The organism is Frankia sp. AvcI1 (assembly GCF_001420875.1).
GTDB classification, from domain to species: Bacteria; Actinomycetota; Actinomycetes; order Frankiales; family Frankiaceae; genus Frankia; species Frankia alni.
The window spans coordinates 194,836-206,466 of the sequence record NZ_LJFZ01000009.1; the positions used below are offsets into that span (position 1 = coordinate 194,836).

5 protein-coding genes and 15 pseudogenes are annotated in these 11,631 nt (G+C 70.2%); 14 read left to right on the forward strand and 6 right to left on the reverse strand.

Translation table 11 applies throughout. The annotated features are described in order from the left end of the window. Position 1 precedes the first annotated feature (1 nt). From UK94_RS48975 to UK94_RS12040, 9 genes and pseudogenes are all read left to right on the forward strand, one after another. Positions 2-355 (forward strand): annotated as a pseudogene (locus tag UK94_RS48975) (sugar phosphate isomerase/epimerase); the annotation flags it as partial. 1 nt (position 356) lies between these two features. Next, a pseudogene (locus UK94_RS48980) lies at positions 357-577 on the forward strand (sugar phosphate isomerase/epimerase); the annotation flags it as partial. Further along, positions 574-1,314, forward strand: coding sequence for a ribulose-phosphate 3-epimerase (locus UK94_RS12015; protein WP_055749873.1), 741 nt, complete (start codon positions 574-576; stop codon positions 1,312-1,314). The pseudogene UK94_RS48980 and the gene UK94_RS12015, both read left to right, overlap by 4 nt. 17 nt (positions 1,315-1,331) lie before the next feature. Next, the coding region (locus UK94_RS12020; protein WP_235487626.1) for an HAD family hydrolase at positions 1,332-1,882 on the forward strand (551 nt) is incomplete at its 3' end. Between the two features lies 1 nt (position 1,883). Beyond that, positions 1,884-2,084, forward strand: a pseudogene (locus UK94_RS48985) (HAD family hydrolase); the annotation flags it as partial. 867 nt (positions 2,085-2,951) lie between these two features. After that, positions 2,952-3,392 (forward strand): annotated as a pseudogene (locus UK94_RS48990) (hypothetical protein); the annotation flags it as partial. A 695-nt stretch (positions 3,393-4,087) separates the two neighbouring features. Next, a complete protein-coding gene (locus UK94_RS12035; protein WP_055749877.1) occupies positions 4,088-4,984 on the forward strand; it encodes a nucleotidyltransferase family protein in 897 nt (298 codons plus the stop codon). A 26-nt stretch (positions 4,985-5,010) separates the two neighbouring features. Then, a pseudogene (locus tag UK94_RS48995) lies at positions 5,011-5,098 on the forward strand (ATP-binding protein); the annotation flags it as partial. A gap of 1 nt (position 5,099) precedes the next feature. Continuing rightward, positions 5,100-5,550, forward strand: a pseudogene (locus UK94_RS12040) (ATP-binding protein); the annotation flags it as partial. 13 nt (positions 5,551-5,563) lie between these two features. On the opposite strand, the gene UK94_RS49000 reads toward UK94_RS12040, so the two are convergent. The 6 genes and pseudogenes from UK94_RS49000 to UK94_RS49025 form a co-directional block, all read right to left on the reverse strand. After that, on the reverse strand, positions 5,564-5,881 hold a 318-nt coding region (locus tag UK94_RS49000), incomplete at its 5' end, for a phosphotransferase (protein WP_235487577.1). Between the two features lies 1 nt (position 5,882). Beyond that, positions 5,883-6,502 (reverse strand): annotated as a pseudogene (locus UK94_RS12045) (phosphotransferase); the annotation flags it as partial. A gap of 121 nt (positions 6,503-6,623) precedes the next feature. Further along, positions 6,624-6,812, reverse strand: a pseudogene (locus UK94_RS49005) (thymidylate kinase); the annotation flags it as partial. Between the two features lies 1 nt (position 6,813). Then, positions 6,814-6,875: pseudogene (locus UK94_RS49010) on the reverse strand (hypothetical protein); the annotation flags it as partial. A 1-nt stretch (position 6,876) separates the two neighbouring features. Next, positions 6,877-7,115, reverse strand: a pseudogene (locus UK94_RS49015) (thymidylate kinase); the annotation flags it as partial. A gap of 39 nt (positions 7,116-7,154) precedes the next feature. Next, positions 7,155-7,310: pseudogene (locus UK94_RS49025) on the reverse strand (hypothetical protein); the annotation flags it as partial. Positions 7,311-8,426: 1,116 nt separating this feature from the next. Between UK94_RS49025 and UK94_RS49030 the strand changes: the two are divergent. The 5 genes and pseudogenes from UK94_RS49030 to UK94_RS49045 all read left to right on the forward strand — a co-directional run. Beyond that, positions 8,427-8,521, forward strand: a 95-nt coding sequence (locus UK94_RS49030) for a hypothetical protein (RefSeq protein ID WP_235487628.1), incomplete at its 3' end; no start/stop codon positions are given. Position 8,522: 1 nt separating this feature from the next. Continuing rightward, positions 8,523-9,653 (forward strand): annotated as a pseudogene (gene fxlM, locus UK94_RS12060) (methyltransferase, FxLD system); the annotation flags it as partial. A 492-nt stretch (positions 9,654-10,145) separates the two neighbouring features. After that, positions 10,146-10,259: pseudogene (locus tag UK94_RS73570) on the forward strand (hypothetical protein); the annotation flags it as partial. 45 nt (positions 10,260-10,304) lie between these two features. Continuing rightward, a pseudogene (locus UK94_RS73575) lies at positions 10,305-10,406 on the forward strand (hypothetical protein); the annotation flags it as partial. Positions 10,407-10,637: 231 nt separating this feature from the next. Further along, positions 10,638-10,868: pseudogene (locus UK94_RS49045) on the forward strand (hypothetical protein); the annotation flags it as partial. Positions 10,869-11,631: the final 763 nt, after the last annotated feature.

Consider the following 11,631-nt stretch of genomic DNA (forward strand, 5'->3'; position numbering starts at 1 on the left):
NCTCGGCGCCCGTGCCGTGGGGGGACCGCTGGGCACCTTGAGCGTCCAGGATGCCGCCGACCCGGACAGCCGGGCTCGGCGTTACGCCGACCTGCTGGACTCTCTGGTGTTCGTCGCCGACCACGCCGCGGCTGTCGGTCTCACCGAGTTCCTCGTCGAACCGACGCCGATCGCCCGCGAGATCCCAGCCACGGTCGGCCAGGCCGACCAGCTGATACGCGACCTGTCCGGACGCACCGAGGTGCCGGTCGGCCTGACGCTCGACATCGGTCACACCCTTTACCAGCCGCTGTACGGCCCGGACAGCACGCCGGCGGATTGGATCAGTCCGCTGGGCCCGGCGATCCGGCTGGTGNACCTCGACAACACCGACGGTCTGGGTGACCCGCACTGGGGCTGGCCCCACCCGCAGGGACGTGTGGACGTCGCCCAGGTCGGCGCGGCGCTGCGGGACGCCGGCCTGGGCGACGTGCCGGTGCTGCTGGAGGTCTACCCGCGGTTCGAGGACGACGACGACCACGTCCGCCAGACGATCGCGAGCTCGGTCGCCCATTGCAAAGAACACCTCGCCCGATGAGCGGCAGCCGTGCGGCCTCGTCGAGTCAGCCGCTGGCCGGTCTGCCGGACGGGCGGTTGCTGGTCGACGTCTCCGTCTGGTCCGCGGACCTGGCGTGCCTCCGGTCGGAGATCGAGCGTGCCTCGTCCGTGGCCGACCTGTTCCACTTCGACGTCGGCGACGGCCAGTTCGTGTCTGACCTGATGTTCTTCCCGGACCTGCTCGCCGCGCTGCGCCCGCTGACGACCGTCCCCTTCCACGCCCACCTCATGGTCCAACGGCCCGCCCCGCTCGCTGCCACCTTCGCCGCAGCCGGCGCCGATCTCCTCACCGTCCACGTCGAAACCGGCGACGATGTCTACCCGGCCCTCGACACGATTCGCCAGCACGGGAAAGCCGCTGGGCTGGCCCTCACCCTCGACACCCCTGTCACGGCCGCCCGCCCGTATCTCGACGCGGTCGACGTCGTCGTCCTCGTCGGCACCCCGATCGGCACCCGAGGCACCGGTCTCGCTCCGGCCGCGCTCGACCGCCTCCGAACCTTGCGTGGTCTCCTGCACGAGACCGGCCGCGACCATGCCGTGAAGATCCTCGCCGACGGCGGCATCCGCCCGCCGACCGTCGGTCCCCTCACCGACGCCGGTGCCGACGGTGTGGTCGCCGGCTCGCTGCTGTTCGACAGCGACGACCTGACCGCCACGACCCGGTGGCTGCACCAGCACATCCCGCCACGGGCCACCACCAAGCGCCCGCGGTGAGCGTCGCGGTCGTCAGTGTGGACCTGTGGGGAACACTGATCAGCTACGGCGACCGGGACGCCGAAGCCGCCTGGCGGGTCCGCGAGTTTCACCTCGCCCTGACCGCGTTCGGCCACACCCTCCCCGAGGAACACCTCGACACCACGGTCCGAGACGCCCGCGCCGAGCTGCTCGACGAGCAGCGACAACACGGACGGCAGATCCCGGTCCCCGAGCAGGTCCACACGATTGTCCGCCGGCTCGGCATCGACGCTGACGACGACCTCGTGCGTGTGCTCACGGTCGCGCACACCCACGCCGTGCTTCGTGCCTGCCCCCAGCTGATACCCGGCGCTCACGCCTGCCTCGCCGCGCTGTCCGCCGCCGGCTACCGCCTCGTCCTCACCTCCAACACCCTGGCGACCCCAGGAGCTGTCACCCGGCAGATCCTCGACCGCCACCGGCTCACCGACCGCTTCGACCGGCTGTTCTTCTCCAGCGAACTCGGCGTGGCCAAACCCCAGGCCGCGATGTTCCACGCTGTCGCCGCGCAGACCGGCACCACCGTCGACCAGGTCGTGCACGTCGGNAACGACTGGCGCACCGATGTCCGCGGCGCCCTCGCCGCAGGCTGTCAGGCGGTCTGGTTCAACCCTGGGCGCAAGCCGTCGCGCCCCGAGGCGCCTGACGCCGCACAGCTCGTCGACGTCCCCGCCCTGGTCCAACGGCTTGCCCACCAGACCGCACCCAGCGTGGCACCCGAGGCGTCGGCCGCCGACGCCGGCCTGTGAGCCACGGACCAGCCCTGACCGACGATCGGACAGGAGACAACGCATGGACTCCCTCGCTCCGCCATGCTCCGCACCCGCCGCCAGCGCCGCGGGCGACCTCCCCGCAAGCGTCACCTCTCTCCTCAGCGCTGCCCCCGGCCCACCCAGCCGCCGATTCCTGTCCCACCTGCTGCGCGGCGACGCGGGCGCCAGCCGCCCCCACACCGTGTTCGCCGACCGCAGTCAGGTAGAGACGGCGCTGGAGGCCGGTGACAACCCGCTGCTGTACGAGGCGTACCGCGACATCGCGCCGGCCCGCAACGGCTGGCGGGCGGATCTTGTCGTCTACCAGCCGGNCACGCTGCCCGATGGGCAGCCCCACCGGTCCATTGGACACTGGAACCCGCCCACCCAGCTGGAGGTCTTCCAGACCCTGAGCGGCACCACCCTGATGCTGGTAGNCGGGCACCGTGGTGACGGCTCCCGCTATGCCCATCAGGTGACGACCCGGGCCGGGGACGTCGCCGTCGTGCCGTTCGGTGCCTGGCATCTGACCTACGTCCTCGACGGACCGGCCGCCGTGTTCAACATCTACACCGACATCCACCTCGACCCCGACGAAGCGCACCCCCACCAGGACGGCGCGAAGTACCGGCGGGCCGCTGCTCCCGGGCTCGTCGTCGTGCGCGACGGCGACACGGACCGTCCCACCAGCGTCACGGCGTCACAGGGCGAGTACGGCCCGCCGACCCCGCTGCCCGTTCCNGCCTGGCTGGGGACTTGGCCTCTGGCCACCCACCTCCCGGAGCTGCACGCTCACGCGCCGATGACCTTCCTGGCGGCACTGGTACGGACCGCCCTCGCCACGGAGACCCTCGGCGGACCAGCATGATCCACGATCCCGACGCCGGTCCGCGCGAGCGGCACACCACCTGGTTCGACCTCGCCGACGCCTCGGTGGCCCTCACGACGACCGTGCGCGCCGCGTCGCGCGCCGCCCAGGACACCCTCTACGCCTACCGGACCACCAGCACTGACCGGCACGCCGCATGGCACGTCGACATCACCGTCGTCGAACCCTGCCACAGCCTCATCGACGCCCCGCCCGAGGTCGGCGACATCCGCGAGATCGGCCCCAGCGCGCTCGCCGCCCGCCACATCACCGAGGGCGGACGCGAGGTGTTCTGGATCGACCGGCACCGCACCCTCGTCGGGCACGACCCCACCAAGCGTGCGACCACCGTCCACTGCGCCACCGAGGAGGCGGCGACCTACTTCGCCGTCCGCCTCGTCCGCCAACTCATGACCGCCCAGCTCCTCGCCGCCGGCNCCGTCTACACCCACACCGCAGCGCTCGTCCACCACGAACGCGGCATCCTGATCGCCGGCCATCCCGGTGCCGGCAAGACCACCACCCTCATCGCCGTCCTGCACCGGCTCGGCGGAGCGTTCGTGACCAGCGACCGGCTCCTGCTTGCGGCCGACAGGAACGGAGGACTGCGCGGCTACGCCTGGCCCGCCCACCTCCGCGTCGGCGTCGGCACCCTGCACGCGTACCCTGACCTCACCGGCCTCGTCCCCACCGGCCTACACGCCNACCCCGCCGGACTGCACGCGAAACTCAGCATCGAGCCGCCCGACGTCCCACGCCTGGCACCCGCGGCCACGCTCACCGCCTGCTGCCGCCCCTCCATGATGATCTGGCCGAAGCTGTCCCCGACCGCCGGAAGTCCCCGTCACGAGCGCATCCCTACGGGGACCGTCCACGCCACGCTGACGGACACCCAGCTGTTCATGNACCGTCCGACCGTGGGCGCCAGCTCCCACGTCAATCACTGGCTCGCTCCGACGCCCCCGGCCCACACGACGCAGACCAACCGGCGTGCCGTCGTCGCCGCCCTCGCCAGGACCGTGCCCTGTTACGCGCTGGTGGCCCGCCCGGACCCCGCCACGCTCGCCGAGGCCGTCACCGCCATCCTCCACGACGCCGAAGCCGCCAGCCGATGACACCGGCGACGCCACAGGTGGAAAGCCTCGTCCTGGAAGCGACCTGCCTGCCCGCACCCGTCGAGCAGCAGCACGCCGCGATTCGGCCGCTGCTCACCGACCCGGCACTGCACTGGGGCACCCTGCTCGCCACCGCTATCGAGCACAAGGTGCTGTGCCTACTCGCCGACACCCTCACCACCACCGGCCTGGCAGACGAGATCCCACGGGCGTTCCGCCGCTTCCTGGCCTCCGTCCTGCGCACCAGCCGGCACAAGACCGCCATCCACCGCGCGCAGGCCGCCGCCCTCACCGACACCGCAGCCCGCCACCACGTCGCCTTCGCGGCCGTCAAAGGCATCGCCCTGGAATCCCAGATGTACGAAGGACGTGGCGCCCGCGAGTTCAGCGACCTCGACATCCTGGTCGCCCCGGACGAGGCCGGCGCCTTCCGCCGTGCCCTGCGCCTGCTTGGCTACCAGCCCGGACGCTACGACCCGACCACCCACCGCGTCGCCCTCGACGACCCCACGTCAGCGACCTACACCCGCCTGCACGACGATCTCGTCGCCCCCTGCACGACAGTCGACATCATCACCGACCTGCCCCGACCCGTTCCCGTTCCGCCTGAGCTCCTGGCGAACATGCTCGACCGCCGGCGGTCCCAGCCCCTTCCTGGCCACCCGCAGGTCAACCTGCCCGTCCTCGACCCCCTCGATCATCTCACCGTCATCCTCCTGACCGCGCGGCGCACCACCCACGCGGGTAGGCCAGTCTCCCTGCACACCCGCGCCGACGCGCTACGCCTGGCCCCAGCGAGCGCACAGATCAGTCCCGCGACTCAGATCTCGGCTGCCGGGGATGTCCGCGGTCTCGACGGCCTGTGGGACCTGTGCCGCGCCGACGGGCGATGGGCGCCCACGGCCGGCAGCTGACGCCGCCCCGACAGGGAAGGACCTTGATGATCGTGCAGCTGGCTGGTTTCCCTGGAACCGGGAAGAGCACCCTCGCCGCCGAACTCGGCCGGCACCTGCCCGCCGCCGTCCTCGNCAAGGACCACATCCGCCACGCCCTGTTCACCGACCCCTACCTCACCTACAGCCGCGCCCAGGACGACCTGTGCATCGACATCGCCCACCAGGTCGCCGCCCACCTGATCGGTGAGCAGATCGCCCCCGCCGTCGTGCTCGACGGACCGACCTGCCACCGCGCCGGCCAGATCAGCCGGGTCGCCCACCTCGCCGACCGCCTCGGACACCCCCTGCGCGTCATCGAGTGCGTCTGCCCGCCGGCCGTCGCGCACGCACGACTCGCCCACGACCACGCCGAGGGCACCCATCCCGCGGCTGACCGCACCATCGCCCTCTACCAGCGGATTCGCGCGAACGCGGTCCCCATCCCGGAACCGAAGATCGTCCTGGACACGGACACCGAGGTGGCGACCGTCGTCGCGCGGTGCCTCGACCGACTCGGCGTCGCCTCCAGTGCCGCGCCCAGGTGAGCGCGGCACCATCTCACCTGTCGCGCAGCAGGCCCCGAACGCGGTCCAGCTGGACGGAGAACTCCTCGGCCCGCCGTTCCCGCTGCTTCCACAGCACCGCCAGCCACCGCAACGCACAGGTCCGCTGGGCCGCGCGGAACCTGGGCATCAGCTGACCCGCAACCCCGAGCGCCGTCACCACGTCCGACCACACGCGGTCATCGACCGCGCGTGCGCTGATGTGCTCGACGAGATCAGCGGCATCGAACGCCAGATCGCTCCACCCGCAGAACTCGAAGTCGACGCAGCGCGAAACCTCCCCGTCCCACAGCCAGTTCACCAGGTTCCCATCNCCCCGCGAGAAGATCCTCGCCGCAGGGCGGGCGAGAGTCTCCGCGTCCCCACTATCCCGCCACGCCTTCAGAAGCCGTCGCAGGTCCCGCGTCAGCGGGTCGTCCGGCTGCGCGTCGAGCTGACCAGGCCACACCTCGGTCAGCCTCGCCACGTAGTGCGCCGCGGAGTCGACGCGGGGCAGACGCTCGAAGCCGGTCTCCCACGGGACGTCGTGGATCGGTCGCAGCGTCGCGGCCAGCCCCGCCAAAGCCGCCACTCGCGCCAGCGGGTCGGCCAGGTCGGGGATGCATGTACCTGGCAGCATGGTCATCGCCACGACGGGCCGGGCCTCATGCTGATCCCGCCACAGCGGTCGCGGCACGTTCGGCACGGCATGCTCATCGAGCAGTAAGAGCGCCTGCCACTCCCGCTCCGCTCGCTGCCGGTCATCGACCCGGTACGCCTTTACGCACACCTCGTCGCCCCGCGGGTCTCGCCAGGCGAAGACATGGTTGTTCCGGCCGCCCGCCAATGGGCGAAGACCGAGGCGGTGCAGGCCCTCGACACGTTCCGGGCCGTCGACCGCGAGACATCTGCGCAGGTCGTCCGCCAGCGGCGGAGGCGTCGTGGAAGGTGCCATCGTCGGCGCTTCAGACAGTGACGGCTTCACAGCACACGAAGCCTACGGGCGGGAGCCACCCGCTGCGCGGACGGGCTCACCCCCGGGCGGAAGTCGCATTCGCAGACCGCTTCAGCTGCGNGGCGACCGCCTTCCAGACAGCCGCGTGCACGGCCTCCGGCGCCTGCCCGGCCGTCGACACCCTGACCATGCCGGCGTCGCGTGCGGCCAGCTCCTGATAGGCAAGGTCCACGAACGTCAGGTACGCGCGCTGCTCGCCCGTCCACCGCCTCCCGTCACGAGCCTCCGCCCGCGCGATCGCCACGCTCACNGGCGCCGACAGCCACAGCACGACATCCGCCCGCCGCCCGGCAAGACGCCCCAACCCGTCGAGNCAGGACACAGCCTCGTCCACGTCGACCGCATGCTGCCGGATCAGTGACCCGAGCCCGTAGGAGAACATGGTGTGCACACCACGGTCCTCGATCACCACATCGTGGCGATCGAGCGCCGGCTCGATCCGCGTCGCCACGATGTCCGCGCGCACCGCCGCCGCCAAAAGGCACTCGGTGACCACGTCCCCATGCCGCAGGAACGGATCGTCCGAGGACGAGAAGATCTCCACCAGGGTCGTNCCGACATCGTCGGTGTCGAGCGTGGCGAGATCCGGCANATAGGCGACCGCCAGCCCTTTGCTGCGAAGCCGGTGCTCCAGCAGACGGCCCTGCGTCGACTTCCCCGAACCGGGAAGACCCTCCAGACTGACGAGCACCCCAACGCCTCCGATCACGTGGACGACCCTCGACGAGCGCACCTGGACACCTCGCATCGGCCGTCGCACAGAGCGAACGCCCTAGCTGTGACACCCAGGCCAGGAAAATCAACCAGCGGCGTGCCCGAACGTCGCGTCGGACACCCCCTCAGCGCGAGACCTGGACCGGCACGAACATCGNCATTCCCGGCGCGTCCGACCACACCGGGGACTCCGGCGTCGACGCGACGACGGCCTCGGCGTGTTCCCGCGGGGTGAGCACACCCAGAGCGCGCCGATCCTCCGCTGGCAGGAAGTCCAGGGCCAGACGCCTGACCACATAGTCGATGATCGACGTGGCCCGCGGGATCTCCGGGTCGTCGGTCAACCCTGCCGGCTCAAATCGAAGATCGGCGAACTGGCGGACGTATGTCACCAGTGGCACATCGTGTGCCAGGCCCGTCGAGATCGCCAACGACACCGTCTCCATCATTCCACGCAGCGTGGACCCCTGCTTCGCCATGATCAGATTGACGTCCGCCAGCGAACCATCAGTGTGCAGGGAGGCGATGATGAATCCGTACGCCCCGCCGACCGTGAACGACCTGGTCACAGACTTGCGATGCCGCGGCGCTCGCAGTGTCCCGGCACCNGACGGCATGCTTCCCCTCATCGGCACTGCGTCAACCACAGCATGATCCTCTCGATCGACACCCTGATCCNCATACCTTCCCCGCGACGGAAACCACAACAGATAGCGCCACTGCATCACAAGTGACNCCAGATGTTGTGGCTGAACCGAGATGTCAGCATAGGGCACCGGCCATCCACTCTCGCCGTGGGACGTCGGCGTGTCCGGACTCGCTCGTCCGGACCACGGCAGCACAGGCTGTTCATCTCTTGCTCTGCGGCCACGACGACTGCTGGCTCGAACATTGACGTGTCCCCGCCTCAGCGCCTACCCAGGTAAAGGGCGCAGCGCACGAAGAAGTGGGCCTGGTCCGGGTCGTCGTCCCAGGTCAGAGCCGTCCTGGGACGCGAACGGAATGTTCGTCGTCTGGGGAATGTGCGCCCGGCTGCGATCAGGCAGAGTGACACCGCCCAGTCGGCGATCACGATCTGTAGTAGGGATGTTGCCCTGTGGATGTGGTTCAGGAGGAGACAGCAGCAGTACCCGACCAGGAGCACCCGGAGGTGCTGCGTACGCGGCTGGTCGACGGCCTGGTTTCGGGTGGCTGGATCAGGACGGCAGAGGTCGAGGCGGCGTTCCGGGCAGTGCCGCGGCACCTNTTCGCGCCCGAGGCGTCGGTGAAGGCGGCGTACGCCGACGATGTCGTGCGCACGAAGTTCGACTCCGACGGGACGGCGGTCAGTTCGGTGTCCGCGCCCTGGTTGCAGGCGACCATGATCGAACAGGCGCGTCTGGCAGCCGGGATGCGCTGCCTGGAACTGGGTTCGGGTGGCTACAACGCATCCCTACTCGCGGAACTCGTCGGCCCGACCGGTGAGGTGACTACCGTCGACATCGATCCGGACATCACCGACAGAGCCACCCGCCTGCTCGCCGCGGCGGGCTACGACCAGGTCCGGGTCCTGACCCGCGACGGCTGGCATGGCGCGGCCGAACACGCCCCGTTCGACGCGATCATCGTCACCGCGCAGGCCGTGGACCTCCCACCGGCCTGGGTCGACCAACTCGTCGACGGCGGCCGGCTCATCGTCCCGCTGCGGCTACGCGGCCTCGGCCGCGGCGTCGCGTTCGAGCGGCACGGCAACCACCTCGTCAGCCGCGAGACACAGATGTGTGGCTTCGTCCGCATGCGGGGCGCCGGCGCGCACCCGATGGAGCGCCTCGCGCTGCGCGGCGACGACATCGGCCTGCGGTTCGACGGCAACTACCCGGCGGAACCCAAGCTGTTCGACTGCATCCTCGACAGCCCCCGCGTCGACACCTGGACCGGCGTACGGCTCGGGCCCAGGGTGCCGTTCGACACGCTCAAGCTCTGGCTCGCCACCGTGTTCGACGGCTACTGCGGCATCGACGTCGCGAAGGACGCGGCGACGGACACCCTCGCACCCGAGGGCCGCCGCCCTCCCGGCGACGCGGTCGTCGACGGCTCCACCCTCGCCTACTTCACCTGCCCGAAGATCGGCGAAGCGCTGTACGAGTTCCGCGCCCACGCCTTCGGCCCCGACGCCACCACCCTCGCCGACGATCTCGCCCACCAGATCCGCGTCTGGGACCGCGACCACCGACACGGCCCCGACCCCCGCGTCACCGCCCACCCCGCCGGAACCCCCGACCGCGACCTGCCACCAGGACGGACCCTCAACCGACCCCACACCCGCATCACCATCACCTGGCCACACCCCGACGACCCGGACGCGACCTTCCACGGCTCCCGCCCGACGCCCAGCTAGAACTCGATCGTCGGGTGAGTTTCNCCAGGCCAGTCGGCCCCGCTTCGGTCAGTTGATCTATCCCCACCCGGGTCCGGAGTGGGGCCAACTCAGGTGATCGCGGTGGGGCCAGGCGACCTGACCGAAGACAGGAGGACACCCGCGCCGCCGCCGCGATTCTCCGTTCCGGTACGGTCTCACGATACGAAGAGACGCACCTTCCAACGACGAACAGATGGCCCGGTCAAACACCATTCCCGCAGGTCAAACCAGGTGTGGCGTGCGAAGAAAACTCTCGGCTTGCGGGGAATGACACACTCCACCCCATCGGGCCATCATCATGGTCCATCAGCCTCGACGCGGGCAGCACCACCGACGACCGGAGTGACGTGCCCGCTTCGATGGGGCCGGCCGATGCCGATCCGCGAACGGGCTCGGAGGAGATGTGGCATGAGCAGGGCGAGTCTGCGGGCCGACCAGGACGAGCTGCGGACGCGGATGCGCGCCGCCGGGATGAGCCACGACGAGATCGCCGTCGAGTTCGCCCGCCGCTACCACTTCCGTCCTCGCGCCGCCCACCGCCACGCCCACGGCTGGACCCAGGCGCAGGCCGCAGACCACATCAACNCCCACGCCGCCCGCGCCGGCCTCGACCCGGATGGNACCGCGCCCATGAGTGGCCCGAAACTGTCCGAAATCGAAAACTGGCCCCAGCCGAACAACCGCAGAAGGCCCACACCCCAGCTCCTCGCCCTGCTCGCCGAGGTCTACAACACCAGCATCCACAACCTCCTCGATCTCGACGACCGCGAACAGCTACCCCCAGCTGATCTATTCCTCATCAACGCCGCACGTAGGCGCCGTGCGGCGAGCCCGGAATGTCGATCACCAGCGGCCCCTGTTCTCCCGGATGGGGCAGGCCGGCCCCGTAGTGGCGAACGGATCGCCGTGTCTGGCCTACCAGCTGCACAGGCCGTCAGGCTGGCGGACGCTATGGGAACAGTCATGCACGACATCGACCGACGGAATTTCGTTGCTTCGACGGCCACCGCGCTCGCGTTCGAGAGGACCACCTCCCGGCACGTCGACCCGGCACTCGTCGGCTACTTCAGCGAGCAGTTGGAGGGTCACTACCGAGCGGACATGATGCTCGGTCCTCGCGAGCTGATCAGTACCGTCACTGCCCAGCACACGCTCATCAGCAACCTGGTGGCGACAGCCCGTGGGGAGACCCGGNTGGCTCTCCTGCGTGCCAGCGCGGCTTACGCCTCGCTGGTGGGCTGGCTTCATCAGGACGCCGGCGACCTTCCCAGTTCGTCCGTCTGGCGCGGTGTTGCCCTGGAGGCCGCACAACGCTCTCAGGACCACCAGCTCGTCNCCTACTCGCTGCTCAACCACGCGTCGGTCCGCANGGATCTTGCTGATGGCTTCGGCGCGCTCGACCTTTGCGGCGCGGTCCTGGCCGATGCCGGCCGTCTCAGCCCGAAGATGCGGGTGATGGCGCTCCAGCAGCAGGCCCACGGCGCGTCGCTCGTCGGAGATCGTGAGACCGTCGACTCTGTCCTGGACCAAGCGGNTCCGCTCGTCGAGAGTTGTGACGATGGCCTGCCATGGGGCAATGCCTGCCGTCGGACTCCGGGCTACGTGGAGGTTCAACGCGCCACCTGCTACGGACGTCTGGGACTGGCCAAGGCCGCTGCTGGCCTGTGGCAGCAGGTCCTTGTCACGACGCCTGCCNATGCCCGACGAGACCGCGGCGTCTACCTCGCCCGGCAGGCCGTCGCATGTGTTCAGAGCGGCGACGTCGGGCGCGCGGTCGAGGCCGGGCGGCTCGCGGCGGACCTGGCGGTGGAAACTGGGTCTGTGCGAATTCTCCGTGAGCTCTCCGGCCTGCGGGAAGCCGCACAGCCCTGGAAAGGTACGGCCGCCGGCCGCGACCTCGACGAGATCTTCGTCCTCTGAAGGAGACGTGACGTGGCGGATGCGCCCGTGCCCCTGG

What these genes read in the sequence shown, in the direction of transcription:
- UK94_RS12015 (WP_055749873.1), top strand. Translation starts at nt 574, where the DNA reads ATGAGCGGCAGCCGTGCGGCCTCGTCGAGTCAGCCGCTGGCCGGTCTG.